23 protein-coding genes are annotated in these 20,602 nt (G+C 64.9%); 16 read left to right on the top strand and 7 right to left on the bottom strand.

What is annotated here, in order from left to right:
- The first annotated feature begins 16 nt into the window (after window positions 1-16).
- Complete coding sequence (locus H7J93_RS17360; protein ID WP_267307535.1) at window positions 17-508, top strand: beta-class carbonic anhydrase; 492 nt, start codon at window positions 17-19, stop codon at window positions 506-508.
- Between the two features lie 85 nt (window positions 509-593).
- Here H7J93_RS17360 and H7J93_RS17355 read toward each other — a convergent pair whose 3' ends face one another.
- Window positions 594-1,016, bottom strand: a complete 423-nt coding sequence (locus H7J93_RS17355) for a PaaI family thioesterase (protein WP_267307534.1) — start codon at window positions 1,014-1,016, stop codon at window positions 594-596.
- Between the two features lie 196 nt (window positions 1,017-1,212).
- On the opposite strand from H7J93_RS17355, the gene cysD reads away from it, so the two are divergent.
- Genes cysD through H7J93_RS17335 form a run of 4 tightly spaced genes read left to right on the top strand, consistent with a single transcriptional unit; the run spans window position 1,213 to window position 5,196 of the window.
- Complete coding sequence (gene cysD, locus H7J93_RS17350; protein WP_267307533.1) at window positions 1,213-2,139, top strand: sulfate adenylyltransferase subunit CysD; 927 nt, start codon at window positions 1,213-1,215, stop codon at window positions 2,137-2,139.
- On the top strand, window positions 2,139-3,983 hold the full coding sequence (gene cysN, locus H7J93_RS17345) for a sulfate adenylyltransferase subunit CysN (protein ID WP_267307532.1): 1,845 nt from the start codon (window positions 2,139-2,141) through the stop codon (window positions 3,981-3,983). Before cysD ends, cysN begins: the two co-directional genes overlap by 1 nt.
- A complete protein-coding gene (locus tag H7J93_RS17340; protein WP_267307531.1) occupies window positions 3,980-4,711 on the top strand; it encodes a 3'(2'),5'-bisphosphate nucleotidase CysQ in 732 nt (243 codons plus the stop codon). The genes cysN and H7J93_RS17340 overlap by 4 nt, the downstream gene beginning before the upstream one ends.
- 8 nt (window positions 4,712-4,719) lie before the next feature.
- On the top strand, window positions 4,720-5,196 hold the full coding sequence (locus tag H7J93_RS17335; protein ID WP_267307530.1) for an Rrf2 family transcriptional regulator: 477 nt from the start codon (window positions 4,720-4,722) through the stop codon (window positions 5,194-5,196).
- 143 nt (window positions 5,197-5,339) lie between these two features.
- On the opposite strand, the gene H7J93_RS17330 is transcribed toward H7J93_RS17335, so the two are convergent.
- Window positions 5,340-5,732: a VOC family protein gene (locus H7J93_RS17330; protein ID WP_267307529.1), complete on the bottom strand. Its 393-nt coding sequence runs from the start codon at window positions 5,730-5,732 to the stop codon at window positions 5,340-5,342.
- Between the two features lie 40 nt (window positions 5,733-5,772).
- Between H7J93_RS17330 and H7J93_RS17325 the strand changes: the two genes are divergently transcribed.
- The 5 genes from H7J93_RS17325 (at window position 5,773) to H7J93_RS17305 (ending at window position 10,586) form a co-directional block, all read left to right on the top strand.
- A complete protein-coding gene (locus tag H7J93_RS17325; RefSeq protein WP_372507943.1) occupies window positions 5,773-6,318 on the top strand; it encodes a GNAT family N-acetyltransferase in 546 nt (181 codons plus the stop codon).
- Window positions 6,319-7,329, top strand: coding sequence for a nitronate monooxygenase (locus tag H7J93_RS17320; RefSeq protein WP_267307527.1), 1,011 nt, complete (start codon window positions 6,319-6,321; stop codon window positions 7,327-7,329).
- A gap of 29 nt (window positions 7,330-7,358) precedes the next feature.
- Window positions 7,359-8,696, top strand: a complete 1,338-nt coding sequence (locus tag H7J93_RS17315) for a flavin monoamine oxidase family protein (protein ID WP_267307526.1) — start codon at window positions 7,359-7,361, stop codon at window positions 8,694-8,696.
- 81 nt (window positions 8,697-8,777) lie between these two features.
- Window positions 8,778-9,629 carry a class I SAM-dependent methyltransferase gene (locus H7J93_RS17310; protein WP_267307525.1) on the top strand — a complete coding sequence of 284 codons (852 nt, stop codon included), beginning with the start codon at window positions 8,778-8,780 and terminating at the stop codon, window positions 9,627-9,629.
- Window positions 9,630-9,692: 63 nt separating this feature from the next.
- Entirely contained in the window at window positions 9,693-10,586 is an 894-nt protein-coding gene (locus H7J93_RS17305; protein ID WP_267307833.1) for an LLM class flavin-dependent oxidoreductase, read from the top strand.
- A gap of 3 nt (window positions 10,587-10,589) precedes the next feature.
- Here H7J93_RS17305 and H7J93_RS17300 read toward each other — a convergent pair whose 3' ends face one another.
- Window positions 10,590-11,024 (bottom strand): hypothetical protein, encoded by a 435-nt coding sequence (locus H7J93_RS17300; protein WP_267307524.1) that lies wholly within the window; start codon window positions 11,022-11,024, stop codon window positions 10,590-10,592.
- A 50-nt stretch (window positions 11,025-11,074) separates the two neighbouring features.
- On the opposite strand from H7J93_RS17300, the gene H7J93_RS17295 reads away from it, so the two are divergent.
- Window positions 11,075-11,965 (top strand): SDR family NAD(P)-dependent oxidoreductase, encoded by an 891-nt coding sequence (locus H7J93_RS17295; protein WP_267307523.1) that lies wholly within the window; start codon window positions 11,075-11,077, stop codon window positions 11,963-11,965.
- On the opposite strand, the gene H7J93_RS17290 is transcribed toward H7J93_RS17295, so the two are convergent.
- Window positions 11,962-12,942, bottom strand: a complete 981-nt coding sequence (locus tag H7J93_RS17290; RefSeq protein WP_267307522.1) for an alpha/beta fold hydrolase — start codon at window positions 12,940-12,942, stop codon at window positions 11,962-11,964. The two genes, H7J93_RS17295 and H7J93_RS17290, sit on opposite strands and share 4 nt — an antisense overlap.
- A gap of 255 nt (window positions 12,943-13,197) precedes the next feature.
- Window positions 13,198-13,521, bottom strand: a complete 324-nt coding sequence (locus tag H7J93_RS17285; RefSeq protein ID WP_267307521.1) for a DUF732 domain-containing protein — start codon at window positions 13,519-13,521, stop codon at window positions 13,198-13,200.
- 267 nt (window positions 13,522-13,788) lie between these two features.
- Here H7J93_RS17285 and H7J93_RS17280 point away from each other — a divergent pair, with 267 nt between their 5' ends.
- The 4 genes from H7J93_RS17280 (at window position 13,789) to H7J93_RS17265 (ending at window position 18,296) form a co-directional block, all read left to right on the top strand.
- Window positions 13,789-14,310 carry a DUF4232 domain-containing protein gene (locus H7J93_RS17280; RefSeq protein ID WP_308204923.1) on the top strand — a complete coding sequence of 174 codons (522 nt, stop codon included), beginning with the start codon at window positions 13,789-13,791 and terminating at the stop codon, window positions 14,308-14,310.
- Between the two features lie 85 nt (window positions 14,311-14,395).
- A complete protein-coding gene (locus H7J93_RS17275; protein ID WP_267307520.1) occupies window positions 14,396-15,025 on the top strand; it encodes a MarC family protein in 630 nt (209 codons plus the stop codon).
- A gap of 202 nt (window positions 15,026-15,227) precedes the next feature.
- A complete protein-coding gene (locus tag H7J93_RS17270; RefSeq protein WP_267307519.1) occupies window positions 15,228-17,318 on the top strand; it encodes a hypothetical protein in 2,091 nt (696 codons plus the stop codon).
- 279 nt (window positions 17,319-17,597) lie between these two features.
- Window positions 17,598-18,296, top strand: coding sequence for a BBE domain-containing protein (locus H7J93_RS17265; RefSeq protein ID WP_267307518.1), 699 nt, complete (start codon window positions 17,598-17,600; stop codon window positions 18,294-18,296).
- Between the two features lie 11 nt (window positions 18,297-18,307).
- Here H7J93_RS17265 and H7J93_RS17260 read toward each other — a convergent pair whose 3' ends face one another.
- Window positions 18,308-18,679 carry a hypothetical protein gene (locus H7J93_RS17260; RefSeq protein WP_267307517.1) on the bottom strand — a complete coding sequence of 124 codons (372 nt, stop codon included), beginning with the start codon at window positions 18,677-18,679 and terminating at the stop codon, window positions 18,308-18,310.
- A gap of 429 nt (window positions 18,680-19,108) precedes the next feature.
- Window positions 19,109-19,708: a cysteine hydrolase family protein gene (locus H7J93_RS17255; RefSeq protein ID WP_267307516.1), complete on the bottom strand. Its 600-nt coding sequence runs from the start codon at window positions 19,706-19,708 to the stop codon at window positions 19,109-19,111.
- A gap of 268 nt (window positions 19,709-19,976) precedes the next feature.
- Between H7J93_RS17255 and H7J93_RS17250 the strand changes: the two genes are divergently transcribed.
- Window positions 19,977-20,600 carry a LemA family protein gene (locus tag H7J93_RS17250; protein WP_267307515.1) on the top strand — a complete coding sequence of 208 codons (624 nt, stop codon included), beginning with the start codon at window positions 19,977-19,979 and terminating at the stop codon, window positions 20,598-20,600.
- The last annotated feature ends 2 nt before the right edge of the window (window positions 20,601-20,602 follow it).

Here is a 20,602-nt window from a genome sequence, read left to right as displayed (position 1 = left end):
GCGATAAGGTCGGGGCATGTCTGTCACCGAGGAGTACCTGAAGAACAACGAGGCCTATGCGAGCACGTTCAAGGGTCCGCTGCCGTTGCCGCCGAGCAAGCATGTCGCGGTGGTGGCGTGCATGGATGCTCGGCTTGATGTGTATCGGATCCTGGGCCTGAAGGACGGGGAAGCCCACGTGATTCGCAATGCCGGTGGTGTGGTGACCGATGACGAGATCCGTTCGTTGGCCATCAGTCAGCGGCTGCTCGGCACGAAAGAGATCATCCTGATCCACCACACCGACTGCGGGATGCTGACGTTCACCGATGACGACTTCAAGAAGGCGATTCAGGATGAGACGGGTCTGAAGCCCGAGTGGGCGGCGGAGTCGTTTCCCGATGTGGAGCAGGACGTGCGTCAGTCGTTGCGCCGCATCGAGGCCAGCCCGTTCGTCACCAAGCATGAGTCGTTGCGCGGCTTCGTCTTCGACGTGGCCACCGGCAAGCTCAACGAGGTGACGCTCTAGGTTCCCCGCCGAGTGCGCGCTTGTTCTCGGCGCTACTCGCGTTTTACGTACAACAAGCGTGCACTCGAGGGAATGGGTAGCCCACTCAGCCCATCTTGTAGGTCGCTATCGCCTTCGCGACGGCCTCGCCGTCCGGGGTGACGACGTCGACGTCGCAATTCACCAACGTCTTGCCGCGCCGTAACACCCGGCCGATCGCGATGAGGTCCGTCGCACGGGCCGGCGCCATGAACTGCATCGACATCGACGTGGTCACGCCGCGCAGCGAGTCGGGCACCTCGGCGTCCACCCAGGCGGCGGCCATCACCGCGACATCGGCGAGCGCGGCGACGGCGCCGCCGTGGACCATGTCGCCGACGGTGACGTTGGACGGGTCCCACGGCAGGCGTAGGCGCACCTCGTCGCCGTCGAGGACCTCGGCGACGATGCCGAGCTTGGCGACAAACGGCGAAGCCGGGATGAACTGCGCCATCACGTCGGCGCCGGTCAGTGGGGTAGCGGTTGACATGGTTCCAGTATCTGCACCGGATCAATTACCTCCCGAGTAAGCGCGAGCAGACAGTAACTTCCCCGACACGCCGCGGCGACACGCACTTTTGCGTCTGCTCGGCACACACCGGGCGTTGACATCGCAGGTCAATCCTGGTTGCATGTCAGGTTATGCAGATAAATCTGGTCATTTCTACCAGCTTTACGAGGAAATGATGACTGCCACGACAGAGCAACTCAATGCCGGCCGCTACGAGCTGAGCCATCTGCGCTCGCTGGAAGCCGAAGCCATCCACATCATTCGCGAGGTGGCCGCCGAGTTCGAGAAGCCAGTCCTGCTGTTCTCCGGCGGTAAGGACTCGATCGTCATGCTGCACCTCGCGCTGAAGGCCTTCCGGCCAGGCCGGCTGCCGTTCCCGGTGATGCATGTCGACACCGGGCACAACTTCGAAGAGGTCCTTCAGGCCCGCGACGAGCTCGTCGCCGAGTCGGGCGTGCGTCTGGTGGTCGCCAAGGTGCAGGACGACATCGATGCGGGCCGCGTCGTGGAGACCATCCCGTCGCGTAACCCCATGCAGACGTTCACCCTGCTGCGCGCCATTCGCGAGAACAAGTTCGACGCCGCGTTCGGCGGTGCGCGTCGCGACGAGGAGAAGGCGCGCGCCAAGGAGCGGGTGTTCTCGTTCCGCGACGAGTTCGGCCAGTGGGACCCCAAGGCCCAGCGGCCCGAGTTGTGGAACCTGTACAACGGCCGTCACCACAAGGGCGAGCACATCCGGGTGTTCCCGCTGTCGAACTGGACCGAATTCGACATCTGGTCCTACATCGGCGCCGAGAAGATCAAGCTGCCGTCGATCTACTACGCACACAAGCGCCAGGTCTTCGAACGCGACGGCATGCTGCTGGCCGTGCACAAGTACATGCAGCCGCGCAAGGACGAGAAGGTCGTGGAGAAGACCGTGCGGTTCCGCACCGTCGGCGACGTCACCTGCACCGGCTGCGTGGAATCCCTTGCGGGAACGGTGTCCGAGGTGATCGCCGAAACCGCGGTTTCGCGCCTCACCGAACGCGGCGCCACCCGCGCCGACGATCGCATCTCCGAAGCGGGCATGGAAGACCGCAAGCGGGAGGGGTACTTCTGATGACCACACTTCTTCGCATCGCGACCGCCGGCTCGGTCGACGACGGCAAGTCGACCCTCATCGGCCGGTTGCTCTTCGACTCGAAGGCCGTCATGGAGGATCAGCTCGCCGCTGTCGAGCGCACCTCCAAGGAACGCGGACACGACTACACCGACCTGGCTTTGGTGACCGACGGTCTGCGCGCCGAGCGTGAGCAGGGCATCACCATCGACGTCGCGTATCGCTACTTCGCCACGGCCAAACGCAAATTCATCATCGCCGACACCCCCGGCCACATCCAGTACACCCGCAACATGGTGACCGGCACGTCGACCGCCCAGCTGGCGATCGTTCTGGTCGACGCCCGGCACGGACTCCTCGAGCAGTCACGACGGCACGCCTTCCTGGCCTCGTTGCTCGGGATCAGGCACATCGTCCTCGCGGTCAACAAGATGGACCTCATCGACTGGGACCGTGAGCAATTCGAGAAGATCCGCGACGACTTCCACGAGTTCGCGGCGCGCCTTGACATCCACGACGTGACGACCATCCCGTTGTCAGCGCTCAACGGCGACAACGTGGTCACCAAGTCGAATGTCACGCCCTGGTACGACGGTCCTGCGCTGCTGTCGCACCTCGAGGACGTCTACATCGCAGGTGACCGGAACCTCGTCGACGTGCGTTTCCCGGTGCAGTACGTGATCCGGCCGCAGAGCCTCGAGCATCACGATCACCGCAGCTATGCCGGCACCGTCGCCAGCGGCGTGATGCGCCCCGGTGACGAGATCGTCGTACTTCCAACCGGCAAGTCCAGTCGCATCACCGCCATCGAGGGCCCCAGCGGCCCTGTCCAGGAAGCCTTTCCACCCATGGCGGTATCGGTCAGCCTGGCCGACGATATCGACATCTCGCGCGGTGACATGATCGCCCGGCCGAACAATCAGCCAAGGGTCGCCCAGGAATTCGACGCCACCGTGTGCTGGATGGCCGACGAGTCGTCGCTCGAGCCTGGCCGTGACTACCTCATCAAGCACACCACCCGCACCACGCGGGCCAAGGTGGCGGCGCTAGATTACCGCCTCGATGTCAACACGCTGCACCGCGACAAGACCGCGACGGCTCTGAAACTCAATGAGCTGGGCCGGATCTCACTGCGGACACATACGCCGTTGCTGCTCGACGAGTACAGCCGCAACGCCGCTACCGGCTCGTTCATCCTGATCGATCCGAACACCAACGGAACCGTCGCCGCTGGCATGATCCTGCCTCAGGTCACGGCCCGCACATCGAGCCCGAACACGGTGCGCCACGAATCGTTGTGCAAGGCCGAGGACCGGTTGTCCAAGGGCAGGACGGTGTGGTTCACGGGCCTGTCCGGCTCGGGGAAGTCGTCGGTGGCGATGCTCGTCGAGCAGAAGTTGCTCGAAAAGGGTGTTCCCGCATATGTTCTCGACGGTGACAATCTGCGTCATGGCCTGAACGCCGACCTCGGCTTCTCGATGGCCGACCGCGCCGAGAATCAGCGAAGGCTCGCGCACGTCGCAGCCATCCTCGCCGATTCCGGCCAGGTGGTGTTGGTTCCCGCGATCAGCCCTCTCGAAGAGCACCGTGCGTTGGCGCGCAAGGTCACGACCGATGCCGGGCTCGACTTCTTCGAGGTGTTTTGCGATACCCCGCTTCAGGATTGCGAACGGCGCGATCCGAAGGGCCTGTACGCCAAGGCACGTGCCGGCGAGATCACCCACTTCACCGGAATCGACAGTCCGTATCAGCGACCCAAGAACCCCGATCTGCGGCTCACTCCCGACCACTCGCCCGAGGAGCTCGCCGACCGGGTGGTCGAACTGCTGGAAAGCAGGGAGTGAACGACCATGACGTCGCCGCTCGGCTGGCGACAGAGGCGGGCAAGCTGCTGCTCGACGTCCGCGTTGAGTTCGCCGATGCCGATCAGGCCGAGCGGAAAGCGGCGGGGGACAAGCGGTCTCACGACTTCCTGATGGCAGCGCTCGCCGCCGAGCGACCGAACGACGCGGTGTTGTCCGAGGAGGGCGCGGACGATCCCATCAGGTTGTCCGCCGACCGGGTATGGATTGTCGACCCGCTGGACGGCACCCGCGAGTTCTCCGAGCTGGGTCGCGACGACTGGGCCGTCCACGTCGCCCTGTGGCAGTCGGGTGAGTTGGTGGCAGGCGCGGTTGCCCTTCCGGCGCAGGGCATCACGCTCGCAACGCCTGCCGTCGACGCCCCGCCGCCCGCCCCCGCTAAGCCGCGCGTGGTGGTTTCGCGCACCCGGCCGCCCGCGGTGGCGCTGGACGTGCGTGACGCGTTGGACGGCGTACTGGTCGAAATGGGATCGGCAGGCGCGAAGGTCGCCTCTGTGGTTCAGGGGCTCTCGGATGTCTACGTCCACGCGGGTGGTCAGTACGAATGGGATTCGGCGGCGCCGGTTGCGGTGGCCAGGGCAGCGGGATTGCACACGTCGCGCATCGACGGATCGCCGCTGCTCTACAACAGGCAGGACCCCCGACTGCCGGATCTGGTGGTGTGTCGGCCCGAACTCGCCGAGGCCGTTCTCGAAGTGACACGTGATTGACTGGCCTCATGCGGATGTCGGCCAAAGCTGAGTATGCCGTCCGCGCGATGGTTCAGTTGGCCACCGCCGAGGACGGGGTAGTGGTGAAGACCGACGACCTCGCCAAGGCGCAGGGCATCCCGCCGCAGTTCCTCGTCGACATCCTCTCCGACCTGCGCACCGACCGTTTGGTCCGCAGTCATCGCGGCCGCGAAGGCGGTTACGAACTAGCGCGGCCCGCGGCTGACATCAGCATCGCCGACGTGCTGCGATGCATCGACGGTCCGCTGGCCAGCGTGCGCGACATCGGACTCGGCGATCTGCCGTACTCCGGTCCGACGGCGGCGCTGACCGACGTGTGGCGGGCGCTGCGGGCCAGCATGCGATCGGTACTCGAAGAGACCAGCCTCGCCGAAGTGGCCGCAGGCACCCTGCCGGAGCACGTCGGCAAGCTGGCCGACGACTACCGCGCGCAGGAAGAGACGCGCGGCCACTCGGTCCGCTAGCGCCAGCGTCTTTTTCTGCCGCGCGTCAACGGCCCTGCGAGTTCGGCCTAGGCGGCTCCGACGACCAGCGCGAAGGACTGCATGGAAGGCGGACAGCCCGTCGGCTCTACGCGGTAACGGTGTCGAAGTGCGCCCCTCGCGGATCAGCCCGCGCCCGAGCCATACGGCCGGGTGATGATCTCGAGGTAATGCCCAGCGGGATCCTGGAAGTACACCCCGCGGCCGCCGTCGTTGTGGTTGATCTCGCCAGGACGACTGCCTCTGGGGTCCGCCCAGTGCTGCAGGCCGCGCTCGCGGATACGTCCATAGATGGCGTCGAACTCGTCCTCGGACACGAGGAACGCGTAGTGCTGCGGGCGGATGTCCTCGTCCGCTCCGACCTGGGCGTAGTCGAGGCTCGCGTCGTGGCTGAGTCCGACCGCAAGGAAATGTCCGAACTCCTTCGCCGGAGGCAGGCCGAAGAGCTCGGTGAAGAACCGTGCCGATTCTTCCCGGTCGCGCGAGGCGACGATGGTGTGGTTGAACGTGATCGCCATGCCAATTCAGTCAACCACCGTCTGCGGTGTGACGGCAACGATGCACGATGGAGGGGTGACGCGAGTCGATCTCCTCGAGGGTCCGCGGATCACGCTGCGGCCCGCCACCCTCGACGACGCAGAACCGCTGTTCGAACGCATCGCCTCCGACCCGGAAGTGTCGAGGTATATGTCGTGGCGGACGCATCGTGATGTCAACGAGACCCGGCGCGTCATCACCGAGGTGTTCGGCGCGTCCGGGGAGACAGTCCGGCTGATCGCTCTGAACGACGGTGGCGGCGTCATCGGCGCCATCGGCTGGCGGCGTCCGCAACCGCACATCGTCGACTTCGGCTACTACCTGGGTCGGCCATGGTGGGGGAGGGGTTTCATGTCGGAGGCGGTGCAGCTGGTTCTCGGCCATGTCGAGAGCGACCCGAGTGTCTATCGCGTGTCGGCGCACTGCTACGTCGACAACACCGCATCGGCACGGGTGTTGGAGCGCAACGGCCTGAAATTCGAAGGCCGGCTGGTGCGTTATGCACTACTGCCGAATATCAGCTCCGAACCGCAGGATTGTCTGCTGTTCGCGAAAGGGGTGCGGTAGATGCTGGACCTGCGCGAACTCACCGTGCCGATCATCGTCGCGCCCATGGCCGGTGGGCCGTCGACGCCGGAGCTGGCCGCGGCCGGGACCGACGCCGGCGGTCTCGGATTCGTCCCCGCGGGTTACCTCACCGCCGACGCGTTCGCCGAACGCGTCACGAAGGCGCGCCAGCTCACGACCGGACCCGTCGGCGCCAATCTATTTGTACCGCAACCGAGTGCGGGCACCCCGACCGAGATCGCAGCGTACGCCGCGGCGCTTGCCCCCGAAGCGGAACGATACGGCGTCGCACTCGGCGATCCTCGGTTTGACGACGATGCATGGGCGGCGAAGCTCGACGTGTTGCTCGATCTGCGGCCTGCGGTGGCGTCATTCACCTTCGGCATGCCGAGCGCCGACGAATGTAAGCGGCTGCGTGATGCGGGCATCATGACCGTCGGCACGGTGACGACGCTGTCGGAAGCGCGGACTGCGGTAGCGGCGGGTGTGGACGTGCTTGCGGCTCAAGGCCCGTCCGCCGGCGGGCACCGGGGGACATTCGACCCTTCGGCGCAGCCCGCCACCGAACCGCTGGAGCAACTACTCGCCGCGCTGACGGCGACTTTCGACGTTCCGGTGATTGCGGCGGGCGGATTGTCGACCGCGGAAGACGTCGGCCGTGTGCTGCAATCAGGCGCGGTCGCAGCGCAACTCGGGACGGCCTTCCTGCTTGCCGATGAGGCAGGCAGCAGCCCTGTCCATCGAGCCGCGCTCATAGACCCGCAGTTCACCGAAACCGTTGTCACTCGGGCATTCTCGGGTCGGTATGCCCGTGGGCTGCGGAACCGGTTCGTCGACGAGCACGAAACGCAGGCCCCGTTCGGCTATCCGGAGGTCCACTACCTGACGAGCCCGGTGCGCGCGGCGTCGGTGCGTGCGGGTGATCCACACGCCGTCAACGTCTGGGCAGGCACGGGTTTCCGGCACGCCAAGGCGGGTTCGGTGGCCGAAATCGTCGAGAACCTCACCTAACTCGGGCATCAACCGATAGCGTCCTCGCCATGTCGCAGATGACACGGCGTCAGTTCACCGCAAGCGCAGGCGTGCTCGCGGTGGCGACCATGCTGGCCGGCTGCAGCGAAAGCAGCGAGAGCGATCAGCGCGGCGACGCACCCAAGGAACGCATTGTGGTGGTGGGTGCCGGCATGGCGGGTCTGGCTGCCGCGCGGCGCCTCGCCGATGCGGGAATGGACGTCACCGTGCTGGAGGCCCGCGACCGGATAGGCGGCCGCATGTGGACCAATACGTCGCTGGGTGTTCCGATCGACCTGGGCGCGGCGTGGATTCACGGCACCGAGAACAATCCGATCACCGAACTCGCCGACCAGGTGGGCGCACGACGTGTCGAGACGGATTTCGACAACCCCGTGCTCTATCAGGACGGTGAGGAACTCAGCTCCGAGGTTGTGCAGAACACCATTCAACGCTGGCAGCAGATCACCAAAGACCTTGGCGCCCTTAGTGAGAACGCAGGCGATGACGAATCGGTCGCCAACGGTCTGGCTGAGGTCGCCGATATGAACGACCCGCTCATCCAGTGGGCGGTGGCCAGCGAAATCGTCGGCGAGTACGCGGCCGACCCCGAAGAGCTCTCGCTCAAGTGGTTGGGCAGTGAGGGCGAGTTCGACGGACCCGACGTCCTCCTGCCCGGCGGATACCAAGAGTTGGCACAGCATCTGGCGCGCGGACTGGACATACAGCTGGGTACGGAGATCACTCGCGTCACCTACGACGACAAAAGGGTGCGGCTCGAGACGTCACAGGGTGCGGTAGACGCCGACCGGGTCATCCTCACGATCCCGTTGGGTGTGCTCAAGGCGGGCACCATCACCTTCGACCCGCCGCTACCCGACGAGAAGCAGTCCGCGATCGAGCGACTCGGCTTCGGTTTGCTCGACAAGGTGGTGCTGAAATTCGACCGACCCTTCTGGCCTGATGCCGATGTTTTGGGCCTCGTCGGTGCCGACCAGCCGGTGCCGTTCCTGATCAACGGTGAGGCGTTCGCCGACGCGCCGCTGCTGGTCGCCTTGCGCGGCGGCCGCGAAGCGCGTGCGCGTGAGGCGCTTTCCGATGAGGACGCGGTCGCCCAGGTGGTGGCGGCGCTCAAGGCCCCCAACCCGACCGGATCACTCGTCACCCGCTGGGCCGAGGACCCGTACGCGCGCGGTTCATACAGCTTTCTCGCCGTCGGTTCGAGCCCCGACGACATGGAGGCCCTCGCCGAGCCGGTCAACGACAGGCTGGCGTTCGCAGGAGAGGCGACCAATCCGGAATTCTTCGCGACGGTCCACGGGGCGTATCAGAGCGGCATCCGCGAAGCCGAACGAATCCTCGGTTGATGCGATTTCGGCGTGGCTGGTCACGCTGAGCGTGACCCAGCACGCCGAAATCGCCAAGGGTGGGCATGCGAGACTCGCTGAGTGCCTGCCCCAGACTCCCTGATCACCAACGTCTCAGACACCGCACGGTGGGTCGCCACCTATCGGGCAATAGAGACCGAACGCCGCGATGCCTTGTTCCACGACCCGCTTGCCGACAAGCTGGCCGGTGATCGGGGCCGCGCGATCGTCGCAGCCGCGCCACGGTCGATCCGCAACGGTTGGTGGCTGGTGGCACGAACGAAGGTCATCGACGACATTGTCATGGCCGCAATCGGCGAGGGTTGCGACCGCGTCCTGAATCTGGCCGCGGGACTGGACACCCGGCCGTACCGGTTGGCGCTGCCGCCGGAACTCCAGTGGGTCGAGGCGGATCTGCCGGGCCTGCTCACCGAGAAACAACAGTTGCTCGCCGGCGAGACACCGCGGTGCCAGTTGACGACCTATGCAGTCGACCTCGCCGACGCCCAGGCCCGCGACGCATTCCTCGACGAGGCGCTGCGCGGTGCGTCGAAATCCCTCGTGCTGACCGAGGGCCTGCTGATGTATCTCGAGGAGAGCGACGTGGTGGCGCTGTCCAACGCGTTCACCCGACCCGAGATCGCTTGGTGGATGCTCGACTTCGCCGGTCCGGGATTGCAAAGGCGGCTGAACAAAGGAACCGGCGGTCTGCTGGACAGCGCACCCTTCAAATTCGCGCCCGCCAACGGCTTGGCCTTCTACGAGGATCTGGGTTGGCGTCCAATCGAGATCGACTCGGTGTTCTCCGCGGCGCATCGCTTCAACAGGCTGCCGCGATGGATGCGGTATTTGGCACTGCTGCCTCAGCCCGATCCACGCAAGCCGGGCAATCAGGCCTACAGCGGCATCGTCAGGCTCACACGGAGGACGTGACTCTCTCGAGATCCTGAAATCGGCGCCGACGTCCGTGCCACAATCGCCCTCGTGCAGATCGGGATGACGATGCCGGTGATGGAGCCGAACCTGGACGCCGCGACACTGGCGGCTTGGGCGCAGGCCATAGACACCGGACCGTTCTCGTCACTGTGCTGGGGCGAGCGCATCGCGTTCGACAACCCCGATTCCCTGACCATGCTGGGTGCGCTGGCGGCATGGACGGATCGCGTTCGGCTGGTGACGACCGTGGTGGTACCTCAGCTGCACGATCCGGTCATGCTCGCCAAGGCGCTGGCGACGGGCGACATGCTCAGCGGCGGCCGACTGACCGTCGGTCTCGGGGTCGGCGGCAGGCACGAGGACTACAACGCCGTCGGTGCGGACATCGCGACGCAGACGATGCGCGGTATGGCCGACAGCGTCGCAGTGATGAAACGCATCTGGGCGGGGGAGAAGGTCACCGACTCCACCCTTCCGGTCGGGCCGCCGCCGCACCAGACCGGAGGGCCGCAACTGCTGGTCGGCACCATCGGCCCCAAGACCGTCCGCAGCGCGGCTTCATGGGCCGAAGGCCTGGCAGGCACGACATTGGACCTCGACGTCGACAAGCAGAACGAGCTGTTCGATGTTGCACGAACGGCGTGGGCCAACCAAGGCAAGCCGAGCCCACACCTTGCGACGTCCTTCTGGTTCGCCATCGGAGACGCAGATGAGGCACGCGCACAGGTCCGCGCGCACCTGCTTCGCTACATGAACTGGATTCCAACCGAATTCGTCGACGCGATGGCGCCCACGACCGGCTGGGCCGGAAGCGAAGATGAGTTGCTAGAGGTGTTGCGCCGCTTCGAGGCGATCGGCACCGATGAGATCCATTTGATCCCAACGAGTTCGGACATCAACCAAGTTCGGCGGGTCGCTGACGCGATAGCGGATGTCTATCCGGTGTCGGAGTGAATATCAGAGGCGGTCGTAGACCTTCTTGTAGTACGCAGCCAGGGACCTTGGCCCGATGAATCGCATCAGGACGACGGCCGCCAGACCCCTTGCGCTCTTCGAAGTCTGCTGCCACACCACGTGTACCGCACTGCCACCGTCGCGGGGCGCCGCCGTGAGTGACATGACTCCGCCGACCTCCAAATGGTCGCTCTCGGCGATCGTCAACGTCACCGAGTTCGGCTCCGACCAGTCGTAGTGCCACTTGGCCCACAGTTTGGGAAAATTCTGCCCCTCGCGGATGTCGGCGTCGGTGTCTCCGACCCGGTACACCTCGAACGCTTCCGCCGAGGATGCAGGCCAACGGTGTGGACGGTTCGGCGAGAAATCCGTCATCAGTTCGACGACTTGGTGCGGCGACGCTGTTGTCACGAAATCGAACTCGAACGTGGTGCGCACGCGGCGAACGTATCAGGGCGTATCGACGCGGCGCTCGCTAATCTCGAACCGTGACGACACAGTGGACACCGAGCAGGCTTGGCGATTTGAGTGGCAAGCGCATCATCGTCACGGGGTCGACGAACGGGGTGGGTCTGGGTACGGCGCGGGCGCTGGCTCGTGCGGGTGCGCACGTGATCCTCGCTGCGCGCAACCTAGACCTGGGCGCGCAACGTGCGGCAGAAATCGGTGGTGACACCGAGGTCGTCAAACTGGACCTCGCCGATCTGTCGTCGGTGCGGGCATTTCCGAACCTGTTGACCGGTGACGTGGACATTCTCATCAACAACGCGGGCGTGGTCGCACAGACGCGAAGTGACACCGTCGACGGCTTCGAGATCACCCTTGGCACGAACTTCCTGGGTCCGTTCGCGTTGACCAACCTGCTCTTCGAGCGGGTGCGGTCGAAGATCATCAACGTCGGCTCCAACGCTCACAAGGCGTCGTCGATCGCGTTCGACGATCCACACCTGAGATCGCGGAAGTGGTCGGCGTTCCCCGCATACGGCCGCTCGAAGCTCGCCGTGATGTTGTGGGGTCTGGAATTGGACCGCCGGTTACGTGAGGCCGGTTCGCCCGTCGCAGCGTTCCTGACGGAGCCGGGTTTCGTGGCGTCCAATCTGTCGAACGTTTCCGACACCCGTGTCATGTCGACATTTCATTCTGTGGTGACCCGGATCGCGAATGTGGTTGGTAACGACATCGATGCGGGAGCCGCACCGACGCTGTACTGCATCAGCGAGCCGATTCCGCCCGGAAGCTATGTAGGTTGCGATGGAAGGCTCGGGCTCAAGGGCGGACCGACGCTGAGCGGCCGGTCCGCGAACGCGTGTGACTACGACGACGCCCAAAAGCTCTGGGAATTCGCCGAAAGCGAGACCGGCACCTCGTTGCCCCTCTAGCCGACCCAAGCGTCGAGTGACTCGGTTTCCTGTTCGCCGTCGCTCCGTATCAGCGATCCAAGGCGGTCCTGGTCGTGGTCGGCCGGCGCGGTCGAGTCGATGAACTTCTCGACGACCTCGACGAAGCGGTCAGGATGGTCGCGGAATGGCAGGTGTCCGGAGCCTTCGAAGATGGCCAGTCGTGATTCCGGCATCGCCGCGTGCGCAATTCGGGCATGACTCACTGGAATCACCAAATCGTCCTCGCCCCATATGATTTGCTTGGGAACGGATGTCATCAGGTAGCTGCGATCGAGCATGGTGACAAGCTGCCCCTGGCTGTCGACCACCGCCCGCAGGGTGCGCGAGAACGCCGACAATGCTGCAGGGTCCTGCAGTCTCGCGAGCAGTCGAAGACCGTCCGGGAGATCGCGCCCGTACTTCGTCGAACCCAACAGCGTCTCGGCGGTGCGACCGACGAATCGCAGAGCAGGTGCGGCACCCGGAAGTCGCAGTGCGGCCAACGCCTCGCTACCCATCGGCAGGGCCGCCATCCGCAGCGCGATACTCACGTCCTTCGTAATGCCCCCACTGCTGACCAGCACCACGCGTTCGACCATATGCGGGTACTGGTAGGCGAACTGCGCGGCGATACCGCCCCCGAGTGAATGACCGACCAGGGTGACACGGTCGATTCCCAATGTGGCGAGTAGATCCCGCATGCCGTTCGCGAAGGCCGCCAGCGAGTAATCCGCGCGCGGTTTGTCGGACTCGCCATGCCCGAGGAGGTCCGGTGCGATGACGGTAAACCGTTGCGCCAGTTTGGCGTGTACGGAACTCCAGGTCGCTGAGGTGTCGCCGACACCGTGGATCAACAGAAGCGCGGGCCCCGTCCCGGCAATGCGGAAGGCACGGCGATAGCCGTGAATGGTGCGAAACCGCAGCGACGGGAGAGCGGCATTGCGCACTGGCCGCAAGTTGGCGCGTGAAGCGGGCATTGTCTCCCTTTCGTTGAGCGTTCCTACGCGACGGAGCTTGAAAGGGGGGACTTGGCGATTCCTTGGAGCTCGACGACTCGAACCCGAGGGCTGTTCGATTCGCGGGTTCGGACCAACGAAACCGGTGCATAGTCGGCGGCAGAGCGAATACCAACTACCGCCCTACTAAGCCGGTAATCAGAAATGAACAACGGCGGACGCAACGAAAAACGCCCCGCCGAATTCGCGGGGCGTTAATCGTGAAGCTTCTACGGGTCAGCTCACCTTCGACTCGTACTCCGGGCAATATGCAGCCGTCGCCGCACCGATAAGGAACGCCGCGTTTTCGGCACTCAGGTGGGGAGTCAGCGAGGTGACTTCCTGCTCGAAGGTCGCGCCGGCCGCCCAGTCCTGGCAGACGCCCTTGCCCGCGGCGATCTGGTTGTCGGGGGTGGCGCCGGGCCACGTGACGCCCTGTTCTTCGAGCGCGCCGAGGAAGGCGTCATCGGTGGCATCGGCGGACGCCAGCGGCGCCCAAATCAAGGCGGCCGCAGATAAACCCACCGCGACCGACCCGGCCAGTTTCAAGGGATGCTTCATGGTCGTACTTTCTGTAAGGGTTCGTAGGCAACGCGACTCGTTACATAACGAATCGTTACATGACGCACAGAACTGCCGGGTCGAAATTCGACAAATTGTGTCCGGGCTCGCATGGGTAATGAATTGCCCGCTAAGGAACCCACTTTTGGATTTATCTTATAAGGTGCGGCCGCCGAAGCGTCGTGGTAATGAAATGGAACTCCAGCCCGTTGGCTAACGATCTCTGGGCCTGGAGTCCTCCAATCAGCATCGAGGGAGTGGCGATTGATGGCCCCGAAAATGCCGGGGTGGTCCACGGGTGTCGCCGTTGCCGGCGCGTGCGCGTTAGCCGTTGCGGCAGTTACGATTTCGACTGCATCGGCGACGCCGTGGTGCACACCCGATTCGTTGAGCCTGAGCACCGGCCCGTATGCAGGGCCGGGGGACTCGTCGCAGATTCATTTCGACGTCGTATTTACGAACATCGCCGAACAGGCGTGCGTTCTGCAGGGTTATCCCGGTGTCGATCTGGTCGGCCCGGACGACCCGATGTGGGGGCCGGTCTACAGCCTGCCGAGAGAGAGCGGCGATCCGCAGCCCTTCACGCTCGAACCGGGAGCATCGGCCAGTAGTCGCCTGACGTTCCTGCCGGCGCCCGACGGCTGGGTCCCCACTTCCATCGTGGTGACCCCGCCGGATGCCACCACTCAGCTGGAGGTTCCGTGGATTCCCGGTGGTGTCGCCGTGCTGAGGCAAGATGGTGCGACACGCCCGGGTACCTATATCGGGCCGCTGGAGCCAACGGATTAAATCCAGCGCCAATCAGGTGAAACAGCGTTCCGGAACAAGATCAGTTTGGCCGTCGGTTTGAGGTCGTACCACCTACTATCCCCTCATGCAGATCGACGTCGACTTCGTCCTGCGGGTGACGATCGGTCTGCTCGTCATCACCGCGCCATTCGATCCGGTCAAACTGTTGTTCTTCAACCAGGTCCTGACCGAGCGGCCTCAGAGTCGCGCGGGCGCAGCCCTCAAGGTGACGCTGTACGTTTCGGTCATCCTGGCCGTGGCCGCATTGGCCGGCAAGGAACTGCTCGAGGCGATGGGCATCAACCTTCACGTGTTCGGCGCGGTCGGAGGCCTGGTCATCGCCGCGATGGGTTTCGAGATGCTGTACGGCGGCGGCGCGTCGAAGGCCCAGGGCGAGGATGAGCGAAAGGAAGGCCCCGAGGAGGGCGACGGCCTGCTGATGCCGTTGTCGATCCCGCTCATCGCCGGTCCCGGCGCCATCGCGACGACGATCGCTTTCGGCTCGCAGAACACGTCCACATCCGGACTCGTCGCGATGGCCATCGCCATCGCGTCCGTGGCGCTGGTGACGTTCCTCTTCTACTGCTACATGGGCGGACTGCTGGCCCGTCTCAAGCCGGGCGCCGTCGCAATCATGGCTCGCATTGGCGGCCTACTCCTGGCCACGCTGGGGTTTCAGATGTTCCTCGGCGGCCTCAAGAACTTTTTTATGTAGGACGTGTTTAGGAACCCGCAGCATCGGGTAGGCGCCGCCTAATTAACGATCTTGGTAATTGTGCCGCCCGTAGTAGTAGGTTGAGTCGGGGGCCTGAAGGGACTGGTCAAAGATGACTGGTAGGCGCCGGACCGTAGGACGTTCTTCAAAGATCACGATTGTGGGTGCCGCCGCTGTAACGGCGTCGGCCCTGACAGTCGCGATGGCGGCCCCTACGCCCCCGGTCACCAGGGATGTGGCGCTCACGGCGGCCACCGGCCCCTATACGCAGTTCGTCACCGGCTCGTCGCGGGCCATGGACAGCGGCCTGGTGATGGCGGGCACTTACGGAGGTATGGCCGCGGCCTTCTGGAACCCCATCGCGGGTATGTCAGGCGGTTGGCTTCCGACGTTCACCGCCCACACCACCCGCAACGACCTGACCACCTACAAAGGCCTTGTCAATGCATCGGCCGCCGCGGCCGAAGGGAATGTCGTCCCCGGTATCACCAGGGAAGCGGTCGTCACCGTCGCTGCGACAACCGCTCACACGCTGCTTCCCGTTCCCGGCGTCACCGACCAGCTGGAAACGACCGCCGAGACGGTCCTGGTACCGCTCTCGACCGTCTCTGATGCGATCGAGAAACTCCACGCCCTGAACTCGACCCCAGTGTTAGGCGGCCCCCTCGTCGGAATCCCGACGGTCGAGGGCGTACTTGACGCTCTCGGCCTGACCGCGACTCAGACGACCTTCGAGACGACCTTCAACTGGCCGCTCTTCCGGGCCGACGGAAAGACGGCGATCGGCAACACGTTCATCCAGTTGCCTGCCCAGACCGCGTCCGTGCTGGTTCCCCGACTCCTGGATCGGCTCACGGTCGGCGGCGTGTCCCTTCCGGACACACCGCCCGAAGTCCAGAAACTCGTCAAGGACGCCTTGACTCCACTCGACAAGGTCGTGAACACCCCCTCGGTGACCGCCTGGATACCGGCCGGTTCGGGTTCCTACCATGCGCTGGGCTATTCGCTCGGCTTCCTGGCCGCCGCGCCGATCGTCGTGATCGGACCCGTCGGCGCGCTGGCTCTGCTTCCCGTCGCGGGGGTCCCCAGCGTTCCGCTCCCTGCTCTCCCGGGCGTCCCGCTCCGCGCCACTCCGCCCGTTCCGATCAACCGCGCATCCGAGACGATGGTCGCGGTTCCTCTCGCCGCGTACGGCACTAACCTGCCGTTCGGCATCGCGTCGTTCGGTGCGCTCGCGATGCCCATCGTGGTCAGCCCTGCCGCTGCGCTCGTGAGTCCACCGCTCCTCGTCACCTATTCGCGCATCAATTCCGGTGCGGCGTTCTCGGTCGGACCCAACGGCGTCTACTACAACAGCGGGACCACGCTCGGACTCTTCCTCACGTCGGTCGGCGTCATTCCGGTGTTGTACTCGCTCGGCGCGGTCAACGCCGGTCCCAACGGAGTGGGATACGTCGGACCGTCGGTGTTCGGCCTCAGCGCCGTGCCGCCCGTGCAGTTCCGCACCGCACAGCCGTTCCAATCCGTGGGACGCGTTGTTCCTACGCGATTGGCCGTTCCGCGAGTGGCGGTTCCTGTGCCAGTGTCTCCCGCGCAGGTGACGAGTGTCCTTGCGTCCCTGGGACTGCCGCTGCCGTCACTCGGACTGCCGCCCGTGGCGTTGCCGGCCGTCGACACCTCGGCAGTCACCTCCGTCGTCGACACCGGCGCCGTCACGTCCACTGTGAACCCGGTGCTCGCCACCGCGACGGCGAATCTGCCTCAAATCACCAAAGCCCTTGACGGCGCGTTCGGCCCAGCTGCCGCCGAGATCGCTCGCAATGTCGTCGCGCTGAACGCGGAGCTGCTGAAAGTGGCCAAGACGGTTCCGCCGCCAGCCATACCGAACGGGTCCGACCTACCTCTCCCGACGCCGTCGGTTTCGTCCGTCGTCGACAATGTGCTGCCAGTTTCGGCGCCGGCCGCGACGAATCAGCCGCTCCCCGCAGTGACGGGTCTCGTCGAAAACCTCGACGTGCCGAAGACCTCGCAACCACGGAACCGGCCACGGCTGAATGTCATTACCGGGACGGGCAATCCGGTCGAGTCCGCGGTCGGTAGCGCGCGCACCGCGACCGGCGGATCAGATCTGACCGCACCGGGCGGGCTCCGCTCGACGGTGCAGAACGCTCCGGAGAAGGTGACAGACGCGGTGAGCGGCACGGTCAAGTCGGTCACTGACAAGGTCAGCGGCGCCGTCAGCGGTGCGGTTGGCAGCCTCGGCAAGATCGGCAAGGGCGGTCTCGGGGGCTGACGAGTCCGGTCAGCACCTTCGACTAGGCCTCCGCGCTCTACGCTGCTGCAATGCAGGGCGGGCTACCGAGGCGAACGTTCCTGAGCGGTGCCGTCGGCGCGGCAGCAGGCGCACTGCTGAGCGGCTGTCACACGCCGTCTCCGGAGACCCCGGCACCCTCCTCGCCGGTGACCCCGAAGCCCGACCCAACGGATTGGCGGCGGCGGTGGCGGCAATTTCGGTGTCACGACGTCGTTTTCATTCCGCACGTATCCCGCGGTAGACCGTGACGTCGTCACCATGAGGTACGCAGATCCCGCCGTCGCTGACGTGATCGCGGGCTGGGGGGAGTGGCTCGCGGCATCGGACCGCGCGACGTGGGGCCTGATCAACATACCCGTCGGACCCACCGCCGCTGGATGCACCGTCGTGTTGGCCACTCCTGCGGGAGCGGGTGCATCGCGCGCCGCTAAACTCGTTGCGGCCGTAGGGAAGTCGCCGATGACAACCGATATCCGCACACGCGGCCGGCTGGACTTCCTCCGCTACTTCGAGGGTGGCGCCGGCGCGAGCAGGCCGCGTCCCTTCGTGGCGGGCTCCGACATCATCGGGGAGCTGACTCCCGTTGCGGCGCAAGCGATCGTCGCTGCCACGAAGTCATGGCCGGCAAAGGTGGGCGGGGCCACCGCTGTCATCGAATCCCTTACCGGGGCGATCCGCGACCTCGCGCCCGATGCGACCGCATTCCCGTGGCGGCGCGATGCTGCCTGCATCCAGTGGTACTCGGAGCCGTCGACACCGGAGACCACCAAGGCCGCTAACGCCTGGCTGGCGAGTGCGCACCAGAAGGTGAAGGCGCACTCAGTCGGCGGATATGTCAACTACCTCGAGCCGGATACCGCCGCCGAAAAGTACTTCGGTGACAATCTCAATCGCCTGGTATCCGTCCGGGCCGACTACGACCCACAAGGTGTGATGGTGTCCGGGTTGGCCTACTAGCGGCGAACTGCTCACCCGCCGATTCCGTTGTCCAGTCCGAGGTGGGTTCCGAAATACCAAGGGACGCCGAGGCGTGCGGTTGTGGCGAGAAGGGCGAGCGCAATCAGCGCGGCCAGCCAGGCGACTGTGCGCACACGAGGCCGGATGGGCGAGCCCGCGAGCGCCAAGAAGACCAGCCCTAAACCTGCCGACACCCACGCAACGATCGTCAGAGGTCTGCCTGCCGCCTCCTGATAGTCGGTGACATACCCGTCGGGGAACCCGAACATGGATACGTCCGTATACGTCCAGAGAGCCAGCGCGAATGCCGCGATCGCGCAGATGACGCAGGCCGCCTGAACGAAGGCTTTGCCCGCGCCCTCGCCTGCGTCATTCGACCGCACAAGATCATTATCGGACGCTGGCGGACTGGCACGTGGTGCTTGAGCACAAACTCCCCTGCGGCGCCGTCCGGCGACTGCGGATCGCAGCGTGCAGACTCAGGCGGCGTCGTTTGTCCGCTGGTGATGACAACCGGCTGAGGACGTGGCCTCAGCCTCCGGCCGTCAACCGACGGGGGTGACCGGGTCGGCCGGAAGAGCTGTGTAGTAGCACCCTGTCAGCGCCAGCGTGAGTGCGGATAGGACTATGGCAACCACCAACTTTATCGAGGTCAGCATGGGTAAATCGTAAAGCTCGGTTATTAACGCTGCTGAAGGTTTTTGTAAATTCAAAAAGTTGCCGTCGGACGTCATGCGGACCGGTGTCCGCCGGATGCCGACGATTTCCCGCTCGGGATGGGCACGCGTAAGTCCAGGGTCTTGCGATCGATTTCAGTCGGGTATCGCCGCGCTGTCCGCCACGACCACCGCGAACAGATCCGACAGCGCGGCCAGGCTTGCTGACTGCAAGACTTTCGCAGGCACCGTCTGACCTCCGACACCCGGCAATGCCCGCGTCGCGGTGGCGCTGGCGACAACTGTAGGCGAGTAGCCGAGGTTGAAAGCCCCACGCGCCGTGGAATTTACGCACATGTGCGTCATGAATCCGGCGAGCACGAGGCTGGACGCGTTCGCGGACTTGAGGATTTCGTCGAGGTCGGTCTGCACGAACGAGTTCGGATAGTTCTTGATGACCACCCGCTCGCCGTCGCGTGGGGCCACTTGCGCCACGATCGCACCGCTCTCGCCTTCCACGTCATAGAGCGAGCCAGGGCCATCGTCGTGCTGGATGTGAATGACGGGCGTTCCCGCCCTGCGGGCACGATCCAGCAGCGCCGCAGCTTCGTCGAGTGCTGCCTGGACCCCCTCGAGTTCCATGACACCCTGCGTGTAGGTGTTTTGACAGTCGATCAGGACAAGCGTCGAATCAGCCAGGCTGACCGGGGCCAGCGGAAGGCCCGACATCGCGCGCAGAGTTTGGGGAGCGGTCACGTTTGCAGCCTACTGTCAGACAGTCGGGTTCGGTTCAAAGCGCTTGCGTTGCTCGCAAGTGGTACAGGGTGGTCGCATCGCCGAATCACCGTTGTCGAAGGGCGAATTCAGCGATTTCTCCGATAGCCGGGATGGGATTGCGGGGCCGAAAGAAGCATTGCGCCCGGCTCAATCGCCATGAACAACCCGTCGCTCAATATTCTGCGCCAACGAGAATCCCCGCGACAGGCTCGGCCAGCAGCTAGGATTCGGCGAACACTTTGCAGGCATGACCTGGAGGTATAACGTCGTGGGGCTCACCATCGGCATCATTGTCGTCGTCGTAATAGTCGTGCTGCTCGTGGTTTTCGTGATCGTTGGTTACAACGGTCTGGTCCGCGCGCGCAACGCGTACAAGAACGCTTTCGCGCAGATCGACGTCCAGTTGCGGCGCCGTTTCGAGCTGATCCCCAACCTGGTCGAGACCGCCAAGACGTATATGGCGCACGAACGCCAGACTCTCGAGGCCGTCGTGGCGGCACGCGGGGCCGCAATGAACGGCCTCGCGGCTGCGCAAGCCAATCCGGGCGACCCGGCCGCGATGCAGCAGCTGGCGGCTGGGCAGCAGGCGTTGGATGGCGCACTGAGCAGGCTCAATGTGGTCGTCGAGCAGTATCCCGACTTGAAGGCGAGCCAGACCATGATGCAGCTCTCCGAAGAGCTGACCTCCACGGAGAACAGGGTCGCGTTCGCCCGGCAGGCGTACAACGACTCGGTGATGAACTACAACAACAAGCGGGAGACCTTCCCGGGCACGTTGTATGCGGGGATCTTCAACTTCGCTCCCGCAGCGCTTTTGGAGATCCCACCGGAGCGCCCGGAGATGCGCGACGCCCCGAAGGTTCAGTTCTGACC

The organism is Mycobacterium barrassiae, assembly GCF_025822765.1.
GTDB classification, from domain to species: domain Bacteria; phylum Actinomycetota; class Actinomycetes; order Mycobacteriales; family Mycobacteriaceae; genus Mycobacterium; species Mycobacterium barrassiae.
Note: the sequence above shows the minus strand (reverse complement) of the source record. Positions and strands in the feature narration are given on the sequence as shown.